The 26040-nt window shown below is 72.6% G+C and carries 17 protein-coding genes; 6 read left to right on the top strand and 11 right to left on the bottom strand.

The genetic code is table 11. The features are described 5' to 3' along the window. Window positions 1–176: 176 nt before the first annotated feature. Entirely contained in the window at window positions 177–2447 is a 2271-nt protein-coding gene (locus tag ABZO29_RS05185) for a M4 family metallopeptidase (protein ID WP_367318927.1), read from the top strand. Window positions 2448–2520: 73 nt separating this feature from the next. Here the strand turns inward: ABZO29_RS05185 and ABZO29_RS05180 are convergent, their stop codons facing one another. Both ABZO29_RS05180 and ABZO29_RS05175 read right to left on the bottom strand, forming a co-directional pair. Then, a complete protein-coding gene (locus ABZO29_RS05180; protein WP_367318926.1) occupies window positions 2521–2847 on the bottom strand; it encodes a hypothetical protein in 327 nt (108 codons plus the stop codon). A 170-nt stretch (window positions 2848–3017) separates the two neighbouring features. Beyond that, window positions 3018–3665 (bottom strand): exonuclease domain-containing protein, encoded by a 648-nt coding sequence (locus ABZO29_RS05175; protein WP_367326050.1) that lies wholly within the window; start codon window positions 3663–3665, stop codon window positions 3018–3020. Window positions 3666–3895: 230 nt separating this feature from the next. Here ABZO29_RS05175 and ABZO29_RS05170 point away from each other — a divergent pair, with 230 nt between their 5' ends. Then, the gene (locus ABZO29_RS05170; protein ID WP_367326049.1) at window positions 3896–5356 is read left to right on the top strand and encodes an MFS transporter; all 1461 of its coding nucleotides are present in this window, start codon (window positions 3896–3898) and stop codon (window positions 5354–5356) included. On the opposite strand, the gene ABZO29_RS05165 is transcribed toward ABZO29_RS05170, so the two are convergent. Further along, entirely contained in the window at window positions 5347–5871 is a 525-nt protein-coding gene (locus ABZO29_RS05165; RefSeq protein ID WP_367318925.1) for a molybdenum cofactor biosysynthesis protein, read from the bottom strand. The two genes, ABZO29_RS05170 and ABZO29_RS05165, sit on opposite strands and share 10 nt — an antisense overlap. Window positions 5872–6021: 150 nt before the next feature. Here ABZO29_RS05165 and ABZO29_RS05160 point away from each other — a divergent pair, with 150 nt between their 5' ends. From ABZO29_RS05160 to ABZO29_RS05150, 3 genes are all read left to right on the top strand, one after another. Then, window positions 6022–7383: a diacylglycerol kinase family protein gene (locus ABZO29_RS05160; RefSeq protein WP_367318924.1), complete on the top strand. Its 1362-nt coding sequence runs from the start codon at window positions 6022–6024 to the stop codon at window positions 7381–7383. A gap of 131 nt (window positions 7384–7514) precedes the next feature. Next, window positions 7515–8474: an SMP-30/gluconolactonase/LRE family protein gene (locus ABZO29_RS05155; protein WP_367318923.1), complete on the top strand. Its 960-nt coding sequence runs from the start codon at window positions 7515–7517 to the stop codon at window positions 8472–8474. 101 nt (window positions 8475–8575) lie between these two features. Next, complete coding sequence (locus ABZO29_RS05150) at window positions 8576–10213, top strand: FAD-dependent monooxygenase (protein ID WP_367318922.1); 1638 nt, start codon at window positions 8576–8578, stop codon at window positions 10211–10213. Between the two features lie 16 nt (window positions 10214–10229). Here ABZO29_RS05150 and ABZO29_RS05145 read toward each other — a convergent pair whose 3' ends face one another. Continuing rightward, on the bottom strand, window positions 10230–12329 hold the full coding sequence (locus ABZO29_RS05145; protein WP_367318921.1) for a SpoIIE family protein phosphatase: 2100 nt from the start codon (window positions 12327–12329) through the stop codon (window positions 10230–10232). 196 nt (window positions 12330–12525) lie between these two features. Between ABZO29_RS05145 and ABZO29_RS05140 the strand changes: the two genes are divergently transcribed. After that, window positions 12526–14247 carry a hypothetical protein gene (locus tag ABZO29_RS05140; protein WP_367318920.1) on the top strand — a complete coding sequence of 574 codons (1722 nt, stop codon included), beginning with the start codon at window positions 12526–12528 and terminating at the stop codon, window positions 14245–14247. A 62-nt stretch (window positions 14248–14309) separates the two neighbouring features. Here the strand turns inward: ABZO29_RS05140 and ABZO29_RS05135 are convergent, their stop codons facing one another. The 7 genes from ABZO29_RS05135 to ABZO29_RS05105 form a co-directional block, all read right to left on the bottom strand. Next, on the bottom strand, window positions 14310–14951 hold the full coding sequence (locus ABZO29_RS05135; RefSeq protein WP_367318919.1) for a cutinase family protein: 642 nt from the start codon (window positions 14949–14951) through the stop codon (window positions 14310–14312). Between the two features lie 153 nt (window positions 14952–15104). Beyond that, window positions 15105–16334 carry a PucR family transcriptional regulator gene (locus ABZO29_RS05130; RefSeq protein ID WP_367318918.1) on the bottom strand — a complete coding sequence of 410 codons (1230 nt, stop codon included), beginning with the start codon at window positions 16332–16334 and terminating at the stop codon, window positions 15105–15107. A gap of 122 nt (window positions 16335–16456) precedes the next feature. Further along, window positions 16457–17401, bottom strand: coding sequence for an alpha/beta hydrolase (locus tag ABZO29_RS05125; protein WP_367318917.1), 945 nt, complete (start codon window positions 17399–17401; stop codon window positions 16457–16459). Between the two features lie 22 nt (window positions 17402–17423). Continuing rightward, complete coding sequence (locus ABZO29_RS05120; RefSeq protein ID WP_367318916.1) at window positions 17424–21413, bottom strand: beta-ketoacyl synthase N-terminal-like domain-containing protein; 3990 nt, start codon at window positions 21411–21413, stop codon at window positions 17424–17426. Next, the gene (locus ABZO29_RS05115; RefSeq protein ID WP_367318915.1) at window positions 21410–23158 is read right to left on the bottom strand and encodes a fatty acyl-AMP ligase; all 1749 of its coding nucleotides are present in this window, start codon (window positions 23156–23158) and stop codon (window positions 21410–21412) included. Before ABZO29_RS05115 ends, ABZO29_RS05120 begins: the two co-directional genes overlap by 4 nt. Before the next feature lie 70 nt (window positions 23159–23228). Beyond that, window positions 23229–24734: an acyl-CoA carboxylase subunit beta gene (locus tag ABZO29_RS05110; protein WP_367326048.1), complete on the bottom strand. Its 1506-nt coding sequence runs from the start codon at window positions 24732–24734 to the stop codon at window positions 23229–23231. A 245-nt stretch (window positions 24735–24979) separates the two neighbouring features. Continuing rightward, a complete protein-coding gene (locus ABZO29_RS05105) occupies window positions 24980–25957 on the bottom strand; it encodes a zinc-binding alcohol dehydrogenase family protein (protein WP_367318914.1) in 978 nt (325 codons plus the stop codon). Window positions 25958–26040 lie beyond the last annotated feature (83 nt).

The raw sequence follows: 26040 nt of genomic DNA, 5'->3' as shown, positions 1-26040 counted from the left end.
GGCACGGCCGAAAAGTCCTCCCCGTGGGGTGAACGCGCAGCAGGCAACGGCCAGTTCAAGCCGATGTATTGACGCATCCATGACATTCAGCGCCGCATGATGCCACTCTGCTGTCGCACGTTCACCAAAGGTTCACAACTCTTGCGACCCCCCACACTCCGCATAAGGAGATGACCTTGCTCCGGCCACACCGCCCCGCCCACCGGCGCAGATATGCCGCGGCTCTCGCCCTCACCACGGCGAGCACACTGCTCGCCGTCGGCATCCAGGACAGCCCCGCCTCCGCCCGGCCCGCGGACCCAGGCCCCTCGAAGATCATCGCCACCCCGCGCCCCGGTGCCGTCCCGGCTGCCCTGTCGTCCGTGAAACGCGCCGAACTCCTCAAGACCGCCGGGGCGAGCCGCGCCGCCACGGCGAAGCGGCTCGACCTCGGCTCCCGCGAGAAGCTCGTGGTCAAGGACGTCGGCCAGGACGCCGACGGGACCACGCACACCCGCTACGAACGCACCTACGCCGGGCTGCCGGTCCTCGGCGGCGACCTGGTCGTGCACAACCGGAACGGCCGGACCACCGTGTCTCGCGCCACCGACGCCACCCTCACGGTGCCGTCGACCACGCCCAAGATCGCCGCGTCCGACGCCGCGGGCAAGGCGCTCGCCACCGCGCGGACAGCCGACGCCGAGCGCACCGCGGTCGACGGGGCGCCGCGCCTCGTCGTCTGGGCCGCGGGATCCCGGCCGGCCCTCGCCTGGGAGACGGTGGTCGACGGATTCCGGCCCGACGGCACACCCAGCGAACTGCACGTCGTCACCGACGCGACCTCCGGCAAGACCGTCCTCTCGTACGAGGACGTGCACACCGGAACGGGGACGGGCCAGTACAGCGGAACGGTTCCGCTCGGCACCACGCCGAACGGTGCGTCGTACGAACTCGTCGACGGGGACCGCGCGGGCCACCGGACCTACGACCTGAACCAGGGCACCTCCGGCACGGGCACGCTCTTCACGGACGACAACGATGTCTGGGGAGACGGCACCCAGGGCAACCGGCAGACCGCCGGCGTGGACGTGGCCTTCGGCGCCGCCGCGACCTGGGACTACTACAAGGACGTCTTCGGCCGCAACGGCATCCGCAACGACGGCGTGGCCGCCTACAGCCGGGCCCACTACGGCAACGGCTACGTCAACGCCTTCTGGTCCGACAGCTGCTTCTGCATGACGTACGGCGACGGCGAGGGCAACGCCCGTCCTCTGACGGCGCTGGACGTGGCGGCACACGAGATGAGCCACGGGGTCACCAGCGCCACCGCCGATCTGACCTACTCGGGCGAGTCCGGCGGCCTCAACGAGGCCACGTCGGACATCTTCGCCGCGGCGGTGGAGTTCCACTCCGGCCTCGCCGCCGACGTCCCCGACTACCTCGTCGGCGAGAAGATCGACATCAACGGCGACGGCACCCCGCTGCGGTACATGGACAAGCCCTCCAAGGACGGCTCCTCCCGCGACTACTGGTCGTCCACCCTGGGCGGCGTCGACGTCCACTACTCCTCGGGACCGGCGAACCACTTCTTCTACCTCCTCTCCGAGGGCAGCGGAGCCAAGACTGTCAACGGCGTCGCCTACGACAGCCCCACCTACGACGGTGTGCCCGTGACGGGCATCGGCATCGGGAACGCCGCGCGGATCTGGTACCGGGCGCTGACGACGTACATGACCTCGTCGACCGACTACGCCGGCGCCAGGACCGCGACCCTGCGGGCCGCGGCGGACCTCTTCGGCACCTACAGCGACACCTACCTCGCCGTCGCGGCAGCCTGGGCCGCCGTCAACGTCGGCGACCGGATAGCCCGGGGCGTCAACATCGCCGGTGTCGACGACCAGTTCAGCGGCGTGGGCCAGGAAGTCTCCCTGCAGATCGACGCCTACACCACCAACTCGGACGCGCCCCTGACGTATCGGGCCACCGGCCTGCCCGAGGGCCTGACCCTCAGCGACACCGGCCTGATCTCCGGCGTGCCCACCACGGCCGGCACCGGCGAAGTGACCGTCACCGTGACCGACAGCACCGAAGCCACGGCATCGGTGACCTTCGACTGGCAGGTCGGCGACGTCTACGCCAGCACCACGAGGGTCGACATCCCCGACGCCGGCGCCGCGGTGGAATCGCCCATCACCATCACCGGCCGGACCGGCAACGCCTCGGCCACGACGAAGGTCTACGTCAACATCGTCCACACGTACCGGGGCGATCTGACGGTCGACCTGGTCGGCCCCGACGGCACCGTCCACTCACTGCTCAACCGCAGCGGTGGCTCCGCCGACAACGTCGACCAGACCTTCACGGTCGACGCCTCCGCACAGCCCGTCGCGGGCACGTGGAGGCTGAGGGTGCGGGACGTCCTGTCGCTCGACGTCGGCTACATCAAGCAGTGGCGGCTGACTCCCTGACCCTGGATCAGCCCGCGCGCCTGCCCGGACCGTCGCACGGTCCGGGCAGGAAGCGTCGGGCCTTTCCCAGGCGCTACGCCGCCGGCAGTGCCGCCGCGTCGTGCGCCGCGGGGCAGGCCCGGTGCCGGTACACGGTGTGCGGTGCTCCGGAGAGGCGCTCCTGGATGTTCCGTTCGTAGGGCTGGCCACGGGTGATGGAGGCGCCGCAGCGCCCGCACGTCGGCGAGGCGTCGGAGGCCGGTTGCGCGGCCTTGCGCCAGCGGCCGTACAGGCCGTGGCCCTCCATGCATCGGGGTTCCGCGGTGCAGGCCGCGCATGTCGCGCGGTGGGCCTGCCACGCCAGACCGTCGGCGTATGTGTCCTGTGTGGATGGCGGCTGAGTGGGGGGCGTTGTGTTCATCGCGCGACTCCGTGGGTGCAGGCCAGAACGTACGGACACGTCGTGTCCGGCCGCCTGGCGGTGTGCGCGTGCGGCCACTCGAACTGTTCCCGGATCCTACATCGTTGACGCTTCAACGGCTTCCGTAATACTGGAGAAACATTCGCTCGAGACGGCGGTACGGCCGGGGCTCACCGGCTTCCGGGGCCGTATCCGCCCGAAAGACCGTAAGGGACGGGGGAGTCGGGCCACGCCTCGCGGTCGACGAGGCCGAGGACGAGCGCCGCGATGTTCCAGGCGTCGTCCTCTCCCCGGTGGTGACGCCCCTCCAACGGCAGCCCGGCGATGCGAAGTGCCTGAGCCATGCCCGGTTTTCTGCGCAGGCCGTGGGCCTCGGTGAAAACGGCCTTGGCGTTGGTGTGCCTCCGCTCGGCAGGGTGGCCGAACGGGTAGGCGACGCGGTCGGCCTTGCACTGGCGAACGAACTGGTGCCGGTCGTAGTCGCCCCAACTCGCCCAGGGACGCAGACCCGCGCCGTGCTCCTCCACCAGCACGCGGCATGCCTCGGCGAAGGTGACGCCCCCGTCGACCTCTGCCTGCGTGAGCCCCGTCAGCTCGGTGCAGAACGGGCTGACGGAAGACCGGTGGGGCCGCACCAGGATGCGGTGCTTGGCGATCCGCTCCCGGGCGCGCAGATCGACGACGGCGAGCCCGATCTCGATGACCTCGCTCACGGATCCGGGCGGCGGCTGCCCGTCCCAGCAGGTGGCCTCGATGTCGATGACGTTCAGCAGCCCGTCGTGGCGCTCGGAGCGGTCGTGTCTGTCCACTCGATGCACGGTAGAGGCGGGCGTGGGCGCGGTCATCCGGTTTTCGTACCGCGTGCGTGAGTCCTTGGTGCGGGGCACCCGAAGTGGCGAAGATGGTGAGCGTGCGCCGGTGTGGAGCGTCGGCCGACGGGGTGGCGGGCCCAAAGGCGCCAGCTCCGGGGCTCGGGCGACGGCGGCGGAGAGGAGCCCGTGTGAGCGCTGGGACACCGGCGGGCGGACCGGGACACAACCCGGCGGACATGGCTGACGGCACCGATCCGCGGCGGTGGAAGGCGCTGTGGGTGACTCTGGTGGCCGGGTTCATGAGCCTGCTCGACGTGACGATCGTCGCCGTGGCCCTGCCGTCCATGCAACGCGATCTGCACGCGTCGGCGCCCGCCATCCAGTGGGTCGTTTCCGGCTACGCCCTCGCGTTCGCCCTGGTCCTGGTGACCGCGGGACGGGTGGGAGACGCGATCGGCAGACGCCGTATCTTCCTCATGGCGCTCACGGCCTTCGTGGCGTGCAGCGCGGCCGCGGGCGCGGCCCCCACGATCACACTGCTGGTCGTGGCCCGACTGGCCCAGGGCGTCGCCGCGGGGTGCCTCGCCCCGCAGAACTCCGCCCTGATCCAGCAGTTGTTCCGCGGCGCCGAGCGCGGCCGGGCGTTCGGCCTCTTCGGGGCCACCGTCGGTATCTCCAGTGCCGTCGGGCCCGTCGTGGGCGGGCTCATCCTCATGCTCGCCGACGGGCCACAGGGCTGGCGATGGATCTTCTACGTCAACGTCCCGGTCGGCGCGATCGCCCTCGTACTGGGACTGCGCCTGCTGCCCAAGGTGGCCCCCGGCCGCGGCGAGCGACTCGACCTGCCGGGCGTGGCACTGCTCGGCTGCGGAGTCCTGGCCCTCATGCTGCCCCTGGTCCTGGCGGAGTCCGGCGGTGTACGGCGGCTGTGGTGGCTCTTCCTCGTGGGCATGGCCCTTCTGGTGACCTTCGCACGGTGGGAGCGGCGCGTCGCCTCGGCCCATGGCCAACCGCTGCTCGATCCCCGGCTGGTCACGGCCACCCGCGGCTACGCCGCCGGTGCCGCCATCGCCACCCTCTACTTCGTGGGCTTCAGCGGCGTATGGCTGGTGTTCGCCCTCTTCTTCCAGAACGGGGAGGGCTATTCACCCCTGCGGTCCGGGCTGGCGGTGACCCCGTTCGCCATCGGGTCGGCCGCCGCCGCGGTGGTGGCCGGACGCCTGGTGGAGCGGCTGGGCCGGCTGCTGACCGTCTGCGGACTCGTCGCCGTGGCCGTGGGGCTGGGCGGGGCCGCGTTGGTCCTGCGCCTCGGACCGGACGACACCGTGATGTGGCTCGCGGCCCCCGCCCTGTTCGTGGGCGGTCTGGGCAGCGGCTGCGTGATCTCCCCCAACGTCACCATGACCTTGCGTGAGGTGCCGGTGCGGATGGCGGGCGCGGCGGGAGGCGCACTGCAGACGGGACAGAGGCTCGGCGGAGCGATCGGCACGGCCGCCCTGCCCGGGCTGTTCTACGTGGCGCTCGGCACCGGCGACGACTACCGTTCCGCGGTCGCGGTCGCCGTGGGCTCCGGCATCGTGCCGGTGCTCTGCGCACTCGGGCTGGCGGTGCACGACTGGCTGCGCGACCGCGGTCGGCGAAAACGGCACTGCCCGCCCGAGGTGTCCCACAGCCATGCGCACGCCAGTCAGAGCTGATGCCCGGTGCCGCCGGGACCCGGCTCGCCGACGACGCGGAACGTCGCCGTTCCGAGAGTGATCACCCCGTCCGAGAGAGGTGTGCAGCGCACACCGCCCTTGCCGCGCAGGGCGCGCTGCGCACCAGGGCCGAGGGTGACGTCCATCCACGCGCACGGCCGGGCCGGACGGTTCACCGCGAACGTCACGGGCCCGGTACCGGAGTCGAGGGCGATCGTCGAGCCGACGCAGGAATCGATGTCGATGCCCCGCAGCAGGATGTTCCGGCGGGTCTGCCGGAGATCGCCGGACGGATCGATGTCCAGGGGGAGGCTCTCCGCGGCCATGATGGTGACCGCCGCGTTCCGGTGGGCGGGCCGGGCGAAGTAGCGGTCACCGACCAGCCCGAGGCCCCGGCGCACCTCCACCTCCGACACCAGCTCGTCGGCCGGAGCGGCGGCCGCCCCCTCCGAGGGGCGCCCGGCACATCGGTGTGCGGGTGACACCAGCAGCTGGACGACTTCCACCTCGGTCATGGTCTCCACCCTACGCAGCGACGTATCCCGCCTTCGCCCCGTCACGTCCGCATGAGACCCTCGAACACCCTTGACCCGAGGGCGAGGGATCTTCGATGGTTCTGTTGGAGACGCCGGCCGGCAGGCAGCCGGTCCCGTCCGGAGGGGCTCGTGGGACCGACACAGAGTGAGCGGCTGCATCGCCGGCAGAGCTGGGCGGCCAGAGGCGCCCTGGTGGCCGCGGCCTCGGCTGCGTTGCTTCCTCTCGTCCAGGGCGGTCTGAGCGGCCTCCTGCTTCTGGGCGCGGGCCTCGCGGGCCTCGCGGTCACCGTGGCCGCACTGTGGTGGGTGCTGTCCCGTCGCGGAGCGGTGCGGGCGGCAGCGATCCTGCTGGCGATCGCCACCCCGCTCGCCGTAGTGGTGCTGTTCGCAAGCCTGAACCTGCTCTGGGTGATCGCCGTCTCCGGACTGCTGTGGTTCGGGGCGGTGTGGAGCGGCCGGTACGCACTGCGCAGCACGGGCCTGCGGCCGGTACGGGTCAAGGAATACCGCACGCCGCCCCCGAAGCGCCCCTTCCTGATCCTCAACCCGCGCTCCGGCGGAGGGAAGGTCGAGAAGTTCTCCCTGCGGGAAAAGGCCGAGAGGCTCGGTGCCCGGGTCGTCGTGCTCGACCCGGAGCGGCACCAGGACGTCACCGCCCTCGCACGAGCCGCCGTGGCGGACGGAGCGGACCTCCTCGGCGTCGCGGGCGGCGACGGGACACAGGCACTGGTCGCGGCCGTGGCCGCGGAGCACGGCCTGCCGTTCCTCGTGATCTCGGCCGGTACCCGCAACCACTTCGCGATGGACCTGGGCCTCGACCGAGACGACCCCTCCACCTGCCTCGACGCCCTCACCGACGGCGTGGAACTCCGTGTGGACCTGTGCTTCGCCGACGACCGTCCGTTCGTCAACAACGCCTCGTTCGGGGCGTACGGCGTGGTCGTCCAGAGCCCGGGCTACCGCGACGACAAGGTGGGTACGGCCCTGCAGTTGCTGCCCGACCTGCTCTCCCGCCAGCGCGGTCCGCGCCTGACCGCCCGCGCCGACGGTGTCACGTTCACCGATCCGCAGGCCGTCCTGGTGAGCAACAACCCCTACCGGATCGACGACCCCTTCGGCTTCGGACGACGTCAGCGGCTCAACACCGGAAGACTGGGCGTCCTCGCGGTGAAGGTCGACAGCGCCGTCGAGGCTGCCGAACTGCTGCTGGATCCGCGAAGCTTCGGGCTGTCGACGGCTCATGAGGTGGTCATCGACGCCGACGAGCCGCAAGTGGACGTGGGTCTCGACGGCGAGGCCCTGACCCTGCCCACTCCCGTCCGCTGCCGCATCGAGCGCCGTGCCCTGCGCGTGCGGGTCCCCCGTGAACGCCCCGGCGTCCCCGACCTGCCACCCCGCCTGGACTGGCGCCGCCTGCGCAAGCTCGCGGCGGCGGTGGGCCGTACGGCGGTACCCGGCCGCTCCGGTCGTGGCCGGCGGCCTCCTCTTTGAGTCAGAAGAGGAGCCCCACAATTCCCTTGTGAATGGTGGGAGATGCGGTACCGCCATGCGCTCAGGGGTGTGCTGAGGTGGCAGCGTCAGTCGAGAGATCCGGATGTTCCACCGTCGGAAGGACCCGCACTGTGGCACGCTCCTTGACTCGTCGCCGCCTCATCGGCACCGCCGCTGCCGCGCTCGGTGGCGCAGCCCTCGCCGGGCCGTCGGCTTCCGATGCGCAGGCCGCCTCGGGCGCGTCCTGGCCCGACACGATCGCCACCCCGCCCGGCTTCCAGCCCGAGGGGATCGCCATCGGCCCCGGGGCCGTGGCCTACACGGGCTCACTGCTCGACGGCTCGATCTACGGGGTCGAACTGGCCACGGGACGCGGCCGGATCATCCGGCAGGGACAGGGGCCGATATCGGTCGGCCTGAAGGTCGATCCGTACGGCAGACTGCTCGTCGCCGGGGGCGACAGCGGTGAGGTCCGCGTCGTCGACCGGCGCGACGGCCGTCTGCTGGCATCCTGGCGGGCGCAGACCGGCACGACCTTCGTGAACGACGTCGTCGTGGGCTGCGGCGGGGCGTGGTTCACCGACTCGTTCAACGACGTCCTGTTCCACCTGCCCCTGCGCCCGTCCCTGCCGAGCGCCTCCCCGCTGCGCCGACTGCCGCTCGGCGGCGCCTGGGCGCCCACACCGCCCGGCGGAGAGTACTGGGGCGCCAACGGCATCGCACTGACCCCGGACCACCAAGCGTTGCTGGTCGTGAACGACAACGTGTCGGCGCTCTACCGTGTCGACCCACGCAGCGGACAGGCCACCGCGACCGCCCTGGACAGCGGGCCGGTCAGCAACGGCGACGGCCTCGTGGTCCACGGCCGCGCACTGTACGTCGTACGCAACTGGTCCTACGCCATCGATGTGTTCAGGCTCAGTGACGACGGCACCCGCGGAACGTTCGTCAAGCGCATCACCGACCCCCGCTTCGACGAACCCACCACGGCAGCCGTCCACGGCGACCGTCTCTACGTCGTCAACGCCCGGTTCGACTCGGACTGGTCGGACCCGACGACGTCGTCGACCGTCGTCAGCGTTCCGCTGTAGGAACCCAGAGAACCGCACACCTCGGCCGGCTCGCCGACTGAGCTGTGCCGGGTGACCATGGAGTACGGGACCGGGCCGGGGTCAGGCACTGGGAGGCTCCCGTGACGGACAGCCGTACAACCGACGTACTGATCGCGGGCGCCGGCCCGGTGGGCCTGAGCGCGGCTGCCGAGCTTCGACGGTACGGAGTGCGCTGCCGTCTCGTCGACCGGCTGCCGGCCCGGCTCCCGTATGCCAAGGCGGTCGGCATCCAGCCGCGCACGCTGGAGATCTGGGACCGGATGGGTCTGGCCCGCACCGTCCTGGAGAGCGCCGCTGTCCTGCGCGGACAGCTCACCTATGTCAACGGCCGGGAACGGGCGCGGATCGATCTCTCGCTGCCGCCCGAGGTGCCGTACGGATTCGCCGCGCTGCCGCAGTACGAGACCGAGCGCATCCTCGAGGAGTACGTCGCCGGTCTGGGAACGGTGATCGAACGCGGCACCGAACTGCTGTCGTTCACGCAGGACGAGGACGGGGTCACCGCCCGGCTGCGGACCGCCTCCGGCGCGGAGGAGGAGGTGCGGGCCGGCCATCTGATCGGCTGCGACGGAGCGCACAGCGTCGTCCGCAAGGGGCTGGGCCTCAGTTTCGAGGGCGCGGCATTCGCCGAGGAGTACATGCTGGGGGATGTCGAGGCCGACTGGGACGTGCCGCACGGATACGGCGTGCGGTCCAGCCATCGCGCCGAGGACGGCTCCACGGACGATGTGCTGGTCTGCATCCCGCTGCCCGGCAGGGGCCGCTACCGCATGTCGATGCTGGTCCCGCCCGAACTCTCCACACGGGCGACCGGCCGGGGAGCCGAGCAGGGTGACGGTGTGGCGCACGGCCTGGAGGGCGGCCGTGCCCCGCAGCTGTCGCACCTCCAGGCCGTCGTCGACCGCCTCGCGCCCAGGCCGGCCGTCCTCTCCCGGTTGCGCTGGTCCTCCGTCTTCCGAATCAGTCACCGCATCGTCGACCGCTACGCCGACGGACGTGTCTTCGTCGCGGGCGACGCCGCCCACATCCACCCGCCCACCGGTGCCCAGGGCATGAACACCGGCATTCAGGACGCCTGCAACCTGGCCTGGAAACTCGCGCTCGTCGTGCGCGGGGAGGCCGGGCCTGCCCTGCTCGCCAGCTACGACGCCGAGCGCCGCCCGGTCGGGGAGGAGGTCGTCGGCCGGACGGTGCGGCACGCCACGCGCGGCATGGAGGCGGATCCCGACGACCCGCGGACCCTGATGCTCCGCGAGGCCCAGCTGCTCGTCGGCTACCGGGGCGGCCCGCTCTCCGGCACGCCGTACGGCCCGCCCGACGCGCCCCAGCCCGGCGACCGGGCCCCCGACTGCGCCGGGCTGACCGCCCCCGTGGCCGCCTACCCGTTGCGCCTCCTCGACGTCCTGCGCGGGCGCACAGGACACGTGGTGCTGCTGTACGCGGCCCACCTCGCGGACCTGGCCCAGGCCGCCCGCACGCCCCCCGGGACCGCTGTTCGGACCGTCGCCGTGCTCGCCCGCGAAGCCGCTCCGAGCGCCGCCGACATCCTCGCCGTCCCCGCCTACCGGGACGCCGCCGGGGAGTTCGCCCGGCTCTACCGCCCCGAAGGGCCCACCGGCTTCGTCGTACGCCCGGACGGCTACCTCGCCGCACGCTTCCCCCTCACCGGTATCGCGGAGGCCCTGTCCGGCCACCTCACGACGTTGGTACCGGGGTGAGCCGCCCGCCTCCGAGTCACCCGGCGTTCACGTCCGTGCCGCAGGCGATCAGCAGGGCGACGTCGTCGTGGTCCTCGGGGTGCCGGAGCGTGTGGAGGAGCCGGTCGCAGGTTTCCTCCAAGGGGGCGCGTGGGGTGTCGAGGAGGTGGAGGAGGGTGTCTAGGCGCGCGTCGAGGGGGTCTTGGCGGGTTTCGACCAGACCGTCGGTGTAGAGGACCAGCTGGTCGCCGGGGCCGAAGGCGATGGTGGTGGTTTCGAAGGGGACGCCGCCGACGCCGAGTGGGGTGCCCGTCGGCAGGGTGAGAAGACGCGGCGGCCGGCCGTCGGCGACGAGGACGGGGGGCAGGTGGCCGGCGTTGGCGATGTGGCATTCGCCGCGGTGCGGGTCGTAGGCGGCGTAGATGCAGGTGGCGATGTACTGCTCCAGGCGCGATGTGGTCGTGTCGAGGTGCTGCAGGACCTGGGCGGGCTCGAGGTCCAGGTCGGCGAAGGCGGTCGTGGCGGTGCGCAGGCGGCCCATGGCGGCGGCGGCCTCGATGCCGCTGCCCATGACGTCGCCCACGACGAGGGCGGTCTTGTCGCCGTCGAGAGGGAGCACGTCGTACCAGTCGCCGCCGACCTCGTAGGCGGCCTGTGCGGGCAGGTAGCGGGAGGCGACCTGCAGGCCGGGCAGGCGGGGCGGGGGGTCGGGGAGCAGGCTGCGCTGCAGGGTCTCGGCGGCGTTGCGCACGCTCTGGTGCGCTCGGGCGTTGTCGATGCACACCGCGGCGCGGGAGGCCAGTTCGGTGGCGATGGCGAGGTCGTCCTCGTCGAAGGGCCGTGGATCGCGGGCGCGGGTGAGGCCCATGAAGCCGAGGACGGTGCCGCGTGCGGTGAGGGGGACGGCCATGTAGGAGTGCGCGCCGGCGCGGGCCAGCAGCGTGGCACCGTGCTCGTCGCGGGCGATGGCCGTCAGGTCGTTTCCGTCGGCGTGGCCGACCAGGATGGGCCGTCCGGTGCGCACGCACCGGGAGGCCAGGCGGTCGGCGTCGTAGGCGGCGACGTGGCCGGGAGGATCGGTGGCGAGGGCGGCGTCGGTGCGGTAGGCGGCCTTCACCGCGAGGGCGCGGAAGAGCGTCGGGCCCTCGCGGGAGGCGGGCTGGCGCTCGGCAAGCACGGAGTCGAGGACGTCGACGGCGACCACGTCGCCGAAGGCGGGAACGGTGACCTCGGCCAGCTCCCGGGCCGTCTGTCCCACCTCCAGGGTGGTGCCGATGCGGGCGGAGCCGTCGGCGATCAGGGCCAGACGCCGGCGTGTCTCGGTGGCTTCCAGAGCCGAGTGGTAGCGCTCGGTGACGTCCACGGCAAGTTCGGCCACGCCGAGCACACGCCCCTGAGTGTCCTCCAGCCGGTAGACCGAGACGGACCAGGCGTGCTTGTGGTCGGGGTCCGCCTCGCTGCGGCCGACGACGGGGGACCGGTCGACCAGTGGGACCCCGGTCTTGAGGACCTGCCGCATCGCGGCCTCGACCTCCGCGAACTCGGGAGCGCTCATGACGTCGCGATAGGGGCGGGCCAGATGCTCCGCGGCGGGAAGACCGTGGATGCGCTCGAGCGCGGGGTTGACGGCGACGTACCTGAGGTCGGTGTCGAAGATCGCCACGCCGATGGGGGACTGGGAGATCAGCCGTGTCGACAGGGCGACGTCCCGCTCCAGCTCCCGCAGTGTGCGGGAGTCGATGCCGAGCCCGAGGGCGTAGAACTCGCCGCGGTCGTTCTGCAGCCGCATGCTGCGCAGTTCCACCAGCCGTGTGCTGCCGTCCTTGCAGCGGATGGGGAAGGTGCCCGCCCAGCTCCGGCCGGTCTCCATGACCCCGCCGAACGTCTTGATCACCCAGTCCCAGTGCTCCTTGTGCACCATCAGTCGCACTGCGTACTGTCCGAGGGCTTCCGCGGAGGTGTAGCCGTACAGCTCCTCGGCCTGCGGGCTCCACAGCACGATCCGTCCGTCCGCGTCCAGCAGCACCGCTGTGACGCCGAGGAGGTCCAGCAGCCCGCTCGGCTGGGAGGGCACGCCCTGCGGCGGACCGGAGTCCGGTCGGCCGACGGCCGTGGGAGGCGGTTCGGCTCTTGCCATCACGGACCCTCCTTTCACGGCTCGCTCAGGTCCGCGGTCGCCTCGGTTTCCACGTCCCCCGGGACCACCGGATCACACACTCCTGCCCAGGTGGCTTACGGATGGCTTCGCCGTTGGTGACAAGGGCGCCACCGGTTGCTGAGTTCTTGTGAGCACGGCCCGATCGGGCGGTTCTCGCGGCCGTACGGTCCCGGCTATGAACACGAGTCGCAGCGGAGGAAGAACGTGGCGCAGCGTCGCGCTGGCGGTGCTGCTGACCACCGGGGCGCTCACTGCGGCCGCCCCGCAGGCACCACGCGAGAGCGCGCGGACCGAGACGGCCGTGGCGTCGTCGAGTCCGGTCGCCGGGGTGAGCGAATCGGTGGTGCGGGTCAAGGTGCCGCTGCCGGCCTCCTTCGGAGACCGTCCGGCGGCGTGCGACTGGCTGTCGTACCTGCGCTACCGCGCCACCGACGGGCCAGAGGCGTCGGCCGACGCCGACCGGATCCTCGTCGCCCAGCCGGGCATCCTGGAGGGAGCCGGAGCGTTCGACAGCGTCGCCCGCAACACCGTGGCGCGCGCCGCCGAGCAGGGCCGGCACATCGAGTTCTGGGCGCTGGACCGGCGCTCCAACTGCCTGGAGGACCGCACCGGCATCGCCTCCGGGGACCAGCACACCGCCGTCGACTACTACTACCGTGGCAAGCAGGTCGAGGGCCGCACCTTCCCCGGGTTCGTCGGCAACGACCGGCTGGGGTGGATGGCGAGGCTGGGTATCGGGCAGACGGTCCGGGACCAGTACGACCTGCTCGCCGCCGAGTTGCCCGACCAGGGGCTGCGCAAGCGGAAGGTGCTGTGTGGCGGGCACTCGCTGGGCGGCGTGATCACCGGGTACTTCGCCGCCGCCGACTTCGACGGCGACCGCGCCACCACGACCGACGCCGGACACAACCAGTGCGCCGGCTACTTCGCCCTCGACACCACCGTCTCCACCTCGCTCGGCGATCTGAGCGGCAGCATCCCGGACGACACCGACCTGCCCGACGTGGGCCTCGGTTACGGTGTCGTGCAGGCCGGCCTCGACAGCGGAGTGCTGTCGCGCTCCCTGTCCGCCCCCGTCCTGCTCGATCCCGAGACCATGACCCTGCTGGCCATCGCGGGCCTGGGCGCCGTGCGCGACCCGGACGGCGAGGCCGACCTGCCGGGCTACCTGCCCTCCAACACCAACATCGAGGCGACCAACCGCTTCCTGTTCTCCAAGGACACCGCCACCTTCCTCACCGGCTCACCCGCGGTGAAGGACTTCCGGCTCACCAACGCGGCAGTGCTCGGAGCCCTGTTGGACGACAACTCGGTTCCGCTGGCGTTCCTGCAGAGCAGTGTCGGCTTCTTCGACGGCGGGCCGATCGCCGACAAGAACTTCCCCGCCGCCAACGGCAGTGCGCAGCAGCCGGGGCTGTTCGGCGTCGAGTACAAGGCCATCCCGGACCGGCCGCACGGGCCGCTGTACACGTGGCGCAATTACGACCGTGTCGGCGATCCCGACGACCCCGGTCACCGGTCGGCCGACGGGACGCCGTTCACCGCTGCCGGCAAGGAGGTCACCGACGTACAGGAGCTGGCCCGCAGCCTGGCCGAGCAGCCGCTGGACTTCACCGAGCAGTATTTCCCGACCAAGCTGGTCACCGACCTCGAACTGGCGGGATCACCGCAGGTGAAACAGCTCGTCGTGCATCCGGAGGGGCTCACCGCCAACCCGACGCTCACGGTGCTCGCGGGCGACGGACTGCTGGCGGGGCGCATCCCGGCCGATCTGCACCCCGTGGTCGCCGATGGCTACCAGCACCTCGACGTGCTGACCGCGGCGGCCGTGCAGAACGACGGCCGGCCCGAGCCCGTCTCCACCAGCCTCGCCGGGTTCGCCCGTTCACCGCAGTAACCGACCCCGCATGGCGAAGCGCCCGGGAGGATCCACTCCTCCCGGGCGCCGCCGCTTGCCGCTCAGACCTTGCCCGCGGCGAAGGCGGCCGCCGCGTCCGCGTCGGCGGTGTAGCCGAGGTGCGCGAGGACGTCGCCCCCGCCGTTCTCACAGATGGGGTCGCCCTTGGCGCAGAAGTCGATGGTGCGGCTCTGGTAGGTACCGGTGACGCTCTTGCCGAGGGCCCGGATCGGATTGCCGAACAGCAGCACCGCGGCGACCCTCGGTTCCAGCGCCGCGGGAATCGTGGCCACGATGGGGCTGCCGACGACCGCGCCGTCGCTGCTGATTCCGATGGAGTTGTCGACGACGTTCGCGCCCTGCGAATAGCCGACGAGAATGAACCGCTGGTTCGGGCAGGCGGACGCCTGGCTCCTGACGTGGTTCACCAGGTCCGCGTTGCCCTGCGCCGCCGAGGTGAGGGAAAGGTCCGCGGGATAGTTCACCTTGTAGCTGGACAGGTTCTTGCCCGTCAGTTTCTTCTGCAGGGCGGAATACACCGGGTCGCCGACGATCGCGCCGAGCGTCCCCGGCTCGAAGGTGCCGCGGGCGGCGACGACGTCGATGTCCGTGCAGGCGGCGGCGGTTGCCGTGGGTGCCGAGAGAGTGCCCAGTCCGGCCCCGCCGGCCAGCGAGAGCGCGGCGAGGCACAAGCGGATACGCATGGGGATCCTTTGCGGTTCGGACGCATGATGCGCCTGCGGAAAAGGACGATCCCGAACGTATTCGCGTTTCCTGACGGGGTGTTATGGGCGGGAATTCAGAAGTTCCTCGTTTTTTGTTGCCGACGTGAGCCTGTGATATTCAGGGGAAAGCTATTACGTGGTGAGTGTTTCCTGGTCCCGCAATGCTTCGGCGCGCAGGGCCAGAATGAGGTCCAGACGGATGCCGGGGTCGTGCAGGGCGTCGCCGAAGAGCTTTTCCAGCTGGCGCAGCCGGTAGCGGACCGTCTGCGGGTGGATGTGGAGCCGGGCGGCGACATCGGGCACGTTGCTGCCGCTGAGCAGCCAGGCCAGCAGTGTCTCGGCGAGCCGGGCGCGCTGCCCCTCGGAGACCGCGTCGAGCGGGGCGAGGGCGTGTGACTGCAGCTGGGCGAGGAGCGGTTCGTCGCTGTGCAGCAGCAGGGTCGACAGGTGGTCGGCGCACCGCACCACACCCTGCCGGGGCAGGATCCCGCGCCCCATCAGCCCCAGGGCACGGACGGCCCAGCGCAGCGACTGCGCGGCCGCGGTGAGCGGGACCGTCGGGCCGACAGCGGCCGGCCGGCCGCGCAGGGCGAGGGCGAACGCCCGTCCGCCGAAGCGGCCCGAGCCGTCCGGATCGGGGACCAGCATTCGCGGTGGCCGTGACTCCATGTCCACGAGCGCGCCTGCCCCCACCAGGGGCCGGTCCTCGTCGCGTTGATCCGGGGTGGCTGCGAGCGCCACGACGGCGACGTGCCGCGGCACCGACCAGCGGGCGCCGTGCGCCAGGTCCTGCACGGTCTCCAGGGACACCGGCCCGTCGCCCAGCAGCAGGTCGAGCAGGCGCCCGCGGCGCCGCTCCAGCTCGTCCGTGCTGCGCAGCTGCGCCTCCGCATAACCGGCCGCCGCCGCCTCGGCCACCTCGTGCACGGTCCGGAACGCGAGCTCGCCCAGCGCGGCCACGACCGTGGAGTCCAGCCCGAGTTCCTCCGCAGTACGGCCCATCAGCCGCCAGGCGTGCAGCCCGCCGATGCGCACTGCCGACTGCAGTGCGTCCAGGCTGCGGCCCTCCAGGGCCTCGCCGCGCCCGAGTTCGTAGTACGTCGCCGCGATCGCGTCGCCCTGGCCGCGCGGGTCGGCGATGTGGTCGACGAACAGGGTCAGCGCCATCACCACCCCGGCTCGGAGGTTGCGGCGGTAGGTCCCGTCGGCCGGGCGCGCGTACTCGGGAACCTGTCTGCGGACCTCCTCCTCCACCTCGTCGGCGACCTCCTCGAGCCGGGCGCGCAGCAACTCGGCCAGATCGGGCGGAACATGGGGGACTGCCGTGCCGGTGGGCACGCCGTGGGGGGTGGGGACGGCCATCGCGGACACTCCTTTCACCCGGAACCGGCTCACCCCCGCACTGTTTCCCGTGGGGCGAGCGGGATGTCCTGTGTTGGACGGTCGGCTCTTGCGCTCCGTTCCGTGCCCCGACGGCACCGACATCACTCCGGCAGTCCCAGCGCACCGGCGAGCATCGGCCAGGACGCGGTGAACTCCCGCTTCCAGTACTCCCAGCTGTGCCCTCCGCCCGCGTAGTAGTGGGCGGTCACCGGGATCCGCAGCCGGGCGAGGGTGCCGGTGAAGCTGTGCGCGGAGAGCCACAGGGCGCTCTCCAGCGCCTCGGGGAGCCAGTCACCGGTGCCGCCGGCCACCCCGCTGCCGCCGGAGACGTACAGGTCGGTGCCCCGTAGCCCTTCCGCGCGGGCCCGTGGATTGAAGTCGCGCCAGGTGAGGAGGTTCAGGACGGGATTGCCCCAGAGGGAGAGGGGCGCCAGGTTCTCGCGGGCCACGATGGCGTCCATGAGGGTGGGCACGCCGGGTGCGGTGGTGTCGAGGATGCCGCTGTAGGAGGCCGCCGCGGTGAACATGCCCGGGTGGCGTGCCGCGTGTGCCATGGCGCCGTATCCGCCGGTGGAGACCCCGGCCACGGCCCGGACGCCGGAGGCCCGGTAGTCGCGTGCGAGCAGTGCCGGGACTTCCTGCAGCTGGAAGGCTTCGTAGTTCGGGCCGCTGCGCCACGCGGTGGGAATGCCGGTGGGACCGGCGTCCGGCATCGCCACGATCAGGTCCCGGCCCGCGGTGAAGGCCTCGATGTCCGTCTCCCGGGTCCAGGACGTGTAGTCGTCGTGGGCGCCGTGCAGCAGGTAGAGGACGGGGTAGGTCCGCCCGGGCCGGGTGTCGAAGGACGACGGCAGGATCAGCCGCACCGGCGCGCTGCGGCCCAGGGCGGCGGAGGACACCGACACGTCGATGGTGCGCGGTCCGAGCCGGGTCGCAGCCCGGGCACGGCCGGTGGCGGCCGTGGCCCCGAACAGGACGGCCAACGAGGCGGCCGCCGCGGCCTTGGTGACGGTGCGTCGGGACACTGCGGGGGTGCGGGGGGACATGGCGGCTCCTCGTGATCCGGATTCAGTGGCTCTGCTCGGCGGCCTCCCGCCGCAGATGGGCGGCGATCCCGTCGACGTGCGGCGGGTCGAGCAGCGACAGATGGTGGCCCGCGACCGGTACGACCGTCAGACGCGGGCACACCTCGTCCCAGCCCAGCGCCTCGTCGTCGCGCTCGTACGCCGGGTCGCGCACGGTGTGCGGAGCGGGCTCGGTGGCCCGGTACAGGACCACCCGGCCCTCGTAGCGGGCCGGATCGTGGGCCTCGCCGATCCGCATGTCCAGGTAGGAGGCGCGCTGGTGCTCCAGGGCGGCGGGCGGTACGTCGGCGGCCTCGCGCAGGGCCCGCAGCACGGTGTCGATGCGTGCGCCGTCGTCGTCCGTCGCGACGAGGTCGTCGTACGGCAGCTGCAGCCGGACCCCGTAGGCGTCGGCGACGTGGTGGGCGAAGCCCGTGAAGTGGGCGCGGATCCTCTCGGCCGGTGTGCGGCCGGGCCGGGGGAGGGGCCGTACGGAGTCGATGAGCACCACCAGCTCCACCTCCCGCCCCGCGGCGGTGAGTTGGCGTGCCGTTTCCTGGGCGACGAAGCCGCCGAAGGACCAACCACCCAGCAGACAGGGCCCGTCGGGGTGGGCGGCGGCGACGGTCTCGGCGTAGCGGCGCGCCTTCTCCGTCACCGTGCGGGCGTCTTCGAGCCGCTCCAGTCCGTACACCGGCCGTTGGTCGCCGAGCCGTTCGGCGAGTGCGCGGTAGACGTCGCTCGTGCCACCGGCGGCGTGCACGAGGAAGAGCGGGGCCTGGGATCCGGTGACGCACAGCGGCCGTAAAGGAGAGGCTTCTGTGGGGAGCGCCTGCCGGACGCGGTCGGCCGCATCCTCCACCGTGGCGGCCCCGAGCAGGTCGCGCAGGGGCACCTCGATACGGAACTCGCGCTGCAGGGCGGTGCGGATGCGGACGGCCATCAGCGAGTCCAGGCCGAGGTCGGCCAGGGCGGTGGCGGGAGTGACGCGGCTGCGTGGGTGGCCCGTGACGGCGGCGAGGTGGTGACACAGGCGGGCGGAGAGCGAGGTGTCCTCGGGCGTGACGGGCTTCTCCGCGGGCGCCGGTGGTGGTTTCGCGGCGGCCGCACGCCCGTCCGTCCACCAGTGGCGGACGTGCCGCCAGCGTGGCGTGGGCAGGTCGACGACGCGACCGGACGGCACCGGCAGACGCAGGCCACCGGCGTACAGGGTGCCGACCTGGGCCAGGAACGCGGCGGAGCCGTCGGCGTCGCGGCGCAGCGTGCCCAGGGCGAGCGCGTCGGGCGCGGTGACGGCGATGGCGCGGGTCAGCACGGGGTGCGGCGAGATCTCCACGAAGGCGCTGTGTCCGTCGGCCGCGGCCGCTGCGACGGCCCGGTCCAGGCGCACGGGACGCCGCAGGTTCGCGGCCCAGTGGGCGGCGTCGAAGACGCACTCGCCGCGGGGGTCGTCGAGGACGGTCGAGTAGACGGGCACGCGCGGCCGTCCGCCCCGGACATCGGCCAAGGCATCCATCAACTCCGGCAGCAGGGCGTCGACTTGGGGAGAGTGACCGGCACCCATCACCCGCATGGCCCGGGCGGCCCGGCCCTCCTCCTCCAGCCGTCGTACGAGCCGGGCCACCTCCGGCTCCTCGCCGGTGACCACCTTCTGGCCGGGTGAGGAGTGCACGGCGACGTGCACGCCGGGGAAGTCCCGTCGCAGGGCGCCGAGTTCGCCGTCCTCGAGGTCGACCACCGCCATGGCGCCACCGTGCAGCCGGCTCAGCAACCGGGCCCGTACCGCGACGACCCGGGCCGCGCCGGACACGTCCAGGGCGCCCGCGCACACCGCGGCGGCCACTTCGCCCAGGGAGTGGCCGATGACGGCTGCGGGTTCGACGCCGTGCGCGCGCCACAGCTCGGCCAGCGCGACCTGGAGGCCGAACAGGACGGGCTGGGCGACCTCCAGTTGGTCGAGGTCTCCTGCGGACGCCAGATGGTCGTACAGGGACAGTCCGCACTCCGTGGCGAGCTGCGCGTCGACCTTCTCCACGGCGGCGGCGAAGGCGGGTTCCTCGGCCAGCAGGCGACGCCCCATTCCGGCCCACTGGCTGCCGTACCCGGAGAAGACCCACACCGGGCCGCGCCCGACGCGATCGCGGTCGCCGGTCACGACCCGCGGGTGGCTGCGGCCTTGCGCCAACACGCCCAGGGCGTCGGTGAGTTCGTCGTGGTCGCGGGCGGCGACGGCGGCGCGCACGGGTCCGCGACCGGCCCGCCCGGCGAGCGTGCGCGCCACGTCGGCGGGGTGCGCGGCGCTTCCCCGGGGCGTACGGAGCCAGTCGGCGAGCCGGGCCGCGGTGTCCCGGAGGCGTTCGGTGTCGATGTCGGAGAGGAGGTGGAGGCGGGCGGCCGGCTCCTCTCCCGGAGGCGGCGCCAGGACCGAGGGGCGCCATTCCTCCAGCACCGCATGGGCGTTGGTACCACCGAAGCCGAATCCGGAGACCCCGGCGGCGGCCGTGCCGCCGTAGCGCGGCCACGGTTCGGGCTCGGTCACGACCCGCAGCCGTACGTCGTCCAGGGCGCTGCCCTCGGCGCAGTGCAGGGACGGGGGGATGGCGTCGTGGTGCAGGGCGAGCACGGTCTTCACCAGCCCCGCGATGCCCGCGGCGCTCTCCAGGTGGCCGAGGTTGCCTTTGACGGAGCCGAGGAGCAGCGGCTGGTCGGGGTCGCGGCCGGGGCCGAGGACCGCGCCGAGCGCGCCCGCCTCGATCGGGTCACCGAGCGGGGTGCCGGTGCCGTGTGCTTCGACGTAGTCGATGTGCGCCGGGGTGAGCCCGGCCCGCGCGTAGGCGGACGTCAGAAGCGCCTGCTGGGCCGCGGGGTTGGGCGCCAGGAGGCCGTTGGAGCGGCCGTCGGAGTTGACGGCGGTGGCGCGGATGACGGCGAGGACGCGGTCGCCGTCCCGCTCGGCGTCGGCGAGCCGCTTCAGGAGCACGGCCGCGCAACCCTCGCCGCGCCCGATGCCGTCCGCCGCCGCCGAGAACGGCTTGCACCGCCCGTCCGGCGCGAGAGCACCCGCCCGCCGGAACGCGACCGTGACGGCCGGGGAGAGCAGCAGGTTGACCCCGGCGGCGATCGCCGCGTCGCTCTCGCCCGTGCGCAGGCTGACACAGGCGTGGTGCACGGCGACCAGCGAGGAGGAACACGCGGTGTCGACGGCCATGCTCGGTCCGCGGGCATCCAGCACGTAGGACAGGCGGCCCGCGGTGACCGAGAGCGCGGCACCGGCCGGGGCCCATGGATCGACGGCGCCCGCGTCGGCGCCGGTGAGCTGCCCGTATTCGGGCGCGGAGACGCCGACGAAGATGCCGGTGGACGTGCCGGCGAGGGAGGCGGCCGGGACGGCGGCGTGCTCGAGGGCCTCGTGGACGACCTCGAGGAGCATGCGCTGCTGCGGGTCCATGACCGCGGCCTCGCGCGGGCTGATGCGGAAGAAGTCCGCGTCGAACCCGGCGATGTCGTCGAGGTAGCCGCCGTACGGGGGCGTGTCGGCGGGCGGGAAGGCGGTGAAGTCGCGCCACCGGTCCTCGGGGACCCGCCGGACGGCGTCGACGCCGTCGCTCAGCAGCCGCCAGTAGTCGTCCGGTCCGTGGACGCCCCCGGGCAGCCGGCAGCCGACGCCGATGACCGCGACGGGCTCGCCGGACGGTCGCGGAGCCGGCGGGAGAGCGGGGCTCTGCGCCGGCGGGGGAGCGGGGGCCTGCGCCGTCGGGTCGCACAGGTGCGCCACCAGGGCGTCGCCGGTGGGTGCCTCCCACAACAACGTCGCCGGCAGCTCCCGGCCCATCGCGTGGGACAGCTCTCCGGCCAGGACGACCGCGTCCCGCGAGGACATGCCGAGGTCCGCCAGCGGCCGGTCCATCGGGACGTCCTCGACGGCCGTGCCGCTCCAGACGGCCACCCGCTCGGCGATCAGACGGCGCAGCGCGCTCGCGTCGACGGCCCTCATCCCGCGCTCTCCGCCGCGTAGGCGCCCGCCAGATAGCGTTCTCGGGTCAGTGCCCGAGACACCTTGCCGCTGGAGGTACGGGGCACGGTGCCCGGCGGGACCAGGACGACGTCGGCGAGCCCGAGTCCGTGCCGGGAGGAGACGGCCGCGCGCACGGCCCGCCCGAGGTCCGGTACGTCGATCTCGGCCAGGCTGGTGGACCGCACGTGCTCCGCCACGACGACCACCCGCTCACCCGAGCCGCCCGGCACACCGAAGGCGGCGAGGCGGTCGCGCCGAACGGCCGGATGGGCGTCCTGGGCCGTGGCCTCCACGTCCTGCGGATAGTGGTTGCGGCCGTCGACGACGATCAGGTCCTTCAGCCGGCCGGTGACGATCAACTGCCCTTCCAGCACGGTCCCCAGGTCACCCGTGCGCAGCCAGCCACCGGGCGTTTCCCGGGCGTCGGCGAACCTGGCGCCGAAGACGCGCCGGGTGTGCTGTTCCCGGTTCCAGTAGCCGCGCCCCACGTTGGGCCCCTGCACCCAGATCTCGCCGATCTCCCCCTCGGACAGCAAGGCGCGGGAGGCGGGATCGGCGATGCGGACCCGCTGGCCCGCCGGAGTCCCGCAGCCGGCCAGCAGCACGGCCCGGGGATCGTCGGGACGAGCCGGGAGTGCCTTGCCGGCGGCCAGGGCGTCGCGGTCGAGGGCGAACCGCCGTAACGGCTCCCCGGGTCGTGCGGCGCTGACGAAGACGGTGGCCTCGGCGAGCCCGTACGACGGGCAGTGGGTCTCCGCGGCGAGCCCCTGCGCGGCGAAGGCGGCGTGGAAACGGTCGGACGTGCCGGGGCGGACCGGCTCGCTGCCGTTGATCAGTGCGGCGACGCCGTCCAGCCGCACGTCCGCCTTCTGGATGTCGGTCACGGCCGACGCGCAGTAGTCGTAGGCGAAGTTGGGCGCGGCACTCACCGCGCGCGGATGCGTGGCGAGCAGCCGCAGCCAGCGCACGGGCTCGTGCAGGAACGCCACCGGATCCATGAGCACCGACAGCAGACCCCGTACGACCGGGGCGGCGACGCTCAGGACGAGTCCCATGTCGTGGTAGAGCGGCAGCCAGCCCACGCATGTCACCGGATGCGCGTCGGCACCGTAGGCGGTCAGCGCCTGACGGGCGTTGGCGACGACGTTGGCGTGGGTGATCGCCACGCCCGCCGGGGTGCGGGTCGAGCCGGAGGTGTACTGCAGGTAGGCGATCGTCGTCTCGTCCGGCGTGACAGGCGGCCGGTCCCCGGCGGCGGCGTCGGGCACCCGGTCCGCGACGACGATCCGCACGGGGGTGCCGGCGCAGAAGTCCCGTACCTCGTCGAGGAAACGGCTCGTCGTCACGACGACCGCCGGACGGGCGTCGGCCAGGACGGCCGACAGCCGGCCGTCGTGCCCGGGCAGGCCGGGCGGATACAGCGGTACGGCGACCAGACCGGCGGCCGGTGCCGCGAGGAAGGCGGTCACGTACTCCATGCCCTGCGGGCACAGCAGCGCGACCCGTGATCCGGGCTCGGCCTCCTCGGCCAGCCGGGCGGCCAGGGCCTGCACCCGCGCGTCCACGCGCCGCCAGGTCAGGGTGCGGTGGACTCCCCGCGATTGCGGGGCCGGATGGTCGACGAAGGTGAACGCCCGGCGGTCGGGGGCGGTTTCGGCCCAGTGCCGCACGTACTCCGGCAGGGTTCGGTACGCGGGCGCGAGCGGGGGGCGGCGGCTGTCCATCGGGGATGGCTCCTCACATCGCGGAACGGGCTTGCGGGGTCACAGCGGTGGGGTAGGGCTCGGGGCGTCTTCAGAGCGGGATGTTGCCGTGCCGGCGCTCCGGCATCGGGGCACGCTTGCCGCGCAGCGCACGCAGGGCGCGGCAGACATGGGTACGGGTGTCACGCGGGGCGATGACGGCGTCGACGTATCCCCGCTCGGCGGCGAGATAGGGGGTGCCGTGGGTGCTCTCGTACGCGGCGATCAGGCGGGCGCGCAGCTCCTCGGGATCGGAGGCGGCGGCGAGTTCACGCCGGTGCAGCACCCCGACCGCGCCCTCGGCGCCCATGACCGCGATACGGGCGGTGGGCCAGGCGAGGTTGATGTCGGCGCCCAGGTGCTTGGAGCCCATCACCGCGTACCCGCCCCCGTACGCCTTGCGTACCACCACGGTGACCTTCGGGACGGTCGCCTCGGCATAGGCGTACAGCAGTTTGGCCCCGCGCCGGATGATGCCGGCCTGCTCCTGGCGGACGCCGGACAGATAGCCCGGGACGTCGGCGAAGGTGAGCAGCGGAATGCCGAACGCGTCGCAGAACCGCACGAAGCGCGCCGCCTTCTCGGAGGCGTCGATGTCGAGGACACCGGCGGCGCGCAGCGGCTGGTTGGCGACGACACCGACGGAGCAGCCCTCCACACGGGCCAGCGCGCAGATGATGTTCGGGGCGAACAGCTCCTGGACCTCCAGCAGTTCGCCGTCGTCGACGACCGCGTGCAGGATGTCGCGCATGTCGTAGGCCTGACCGAGCCGGTCCGGGACGACGTGGTCGAGCGGACGGCCGTCGGGGACGGCCGTCGGCGGGGCGTACTGCGGGGGGCGCTCGAGGTTGTTCGGGGGAAGGTACGACAGCAGGTCGCGTACGGTGTCGAGGGCGTCCTCCTCGTCGGCGGCCAGGAAGTGGGCGTTGCCGTTCACGGTGTTGCTGGTGCGGGCACCGCCCAGCTCCTCGGCGCTGGTGCGCTCGCCGGTCACCGCCTCGATGACGTCGGGACCGGTGACGAACATGTGCGAGGCGCCGTCCACCATCACGGTGAAGTCGGTGATGGCCGGCGAGTACGCCGCCCCACCCGCGCACGGCCCCAGGACGACCGAGATCTGCGGGATCACGCCGGACGCCTGCACGTTGCGGCGCACCAGCTCGGCATAGAGGGCGAGCGAGGCGACACCCTCCTGGATGCGGGCGCCACCGCCGTCATTGAGCCCGATGACCGGGCAGCCGGTCCTGAGGGCCAGGTCCATCAGCGCGACGGTCTTCTCACCGAAGGCCTCGCCCATGCTGCCGCCGAAGACCGTGGAGTCCTGGGCGAACACGCAGACCGGGCGGCCGTCGACCGTGCCGTGCCCGGTGACCACCCCGTCGCCGTAAGGGCGACGGGCGCCGTCCGCGGCGGGTCTGGCCCGCACGAACAGGCCGGTCTCGGTGAAGGAGCCCGGGTCCAGGAGCCGTTCGATCCGCTCCCGCGCGCCGAACTCCCCACGTCTTCTCGGCCCGCCCGGAGCCACCGCCTGTGCTCTGCGGACCTCCAGGTCGGCGATGCGGTCGACCGTGCGGTCGAACGCGCGAGCCGCAGTCTGCTTCGTCCGTGATGTTGTCGCCTCTCGCGCCACAGCCACCTCCGAAGGGGCTTTCGAATATGGCAGTGGGGGAGGCGTGAAGCGGGAGGGTCGCCGTTCTCTTTGCGGGAGTTGAGTCCTGAGAGGGGTGGGATTCGTGCCGACGTGACAAGGGGGCGTCGGCCGGTGTCGCGTGAGGTCGCCCAGTGGTAATGGCGGCGCTTTGTTCAGTCGGGGATGCGCAGCAGCAGCTTGCCCGTGGACGTGCGTCCGCCCATGAGCCGGTGGGCCTCGGCCGCGTCCGACAGTGCGAACTCCGCGGTGACCGGAAGGCTGACGGTCCCGTCGGTGACTGTGCGGAAGGCACGCTCGGCGAGGGCGCGCAGTGCCTCGGGGGCCGTCTGGGCGAGGGCCAGGATGGAGAAGCCCCCGACCGAGCGGCCGTGCGCGTAGAGCTCGGGCTGTCCCACGTGCCAGGGCTCGGCCCCGCTCGCGTTGCCGAACGAGACCAGGCGGCCGTAGACGGCGAGCGTGTCGAGGCCGCGACGGAGGGTGTCGCCGCCGACCGGGTCGAGCACCAGGTCGACGCCCCTGCCGCCGGTGGCGCGGCGGGCGTCGTCGGCGAAGGTGTCGGTGGTGAACACCTCGTCGTAGCCGTGCTTGAGCGCGTACTCGGCCTTGGCCGTGGAGGAGACCACGCCGTACACCGCGCCGGCGCCCGCCGCCCGGGCCAGCTGCCCGGCCACCGTGCCGATGCCGCCCGCGGCGCCGTGCACCAGGACACTCTCTCCGGCCTTGAGCCGCCCCACCTCGTGGAGCAGGGCGTGCGCGGTCGGCAGCACGGTGGGGAGCGTGGCCGCGGTGCGCAGGTCGAGGCCGTCGGGGAGCGGGAAGACGGTGGCGGTCTCGGTGACGACCACCTCCGCATACGCGCCGCCGTTGACGAGGGCGGCGACTTCCTGCCCGGGGTGCAGCCCCTCGACGCCCTGGCCGACGGCCCGGATCCGTCCGGAGACCTCCAGGCCGGGGCGGAAGGGCAGTGACTCCACCCGGTAGCCCTCGGCGCGGGCCTTGAGGTCGGCGAAGTTCACGCCGGCGTAGGTGGCGTCGATGGTGACCTGGCCCGGTCCGGGCTCGGGGGTCTCGGCCTGCACGACCTTCAGCACCTCGGGGGCGCCGTACTCCTGGAACTCGACTGCACGCATCAGCGGAACGCACCCTTCGGCGAGGCGATCGACGGAAGTGTTCAATGGGAAGCGAACACTCGGACTGTAAGATATCCATCGAA

This window comes from Streptomyces sp. HUAS ZL42, assembly GCF_040782645.1.
Lineage (GTDB): Bacteria > Actinomycetota > Actinomycetes > Streptomycetales > Streptomycetaceae > Streptomyces.
This window is presented reverse-complemented; position numbering and strand designations above follow the sequence as displayed.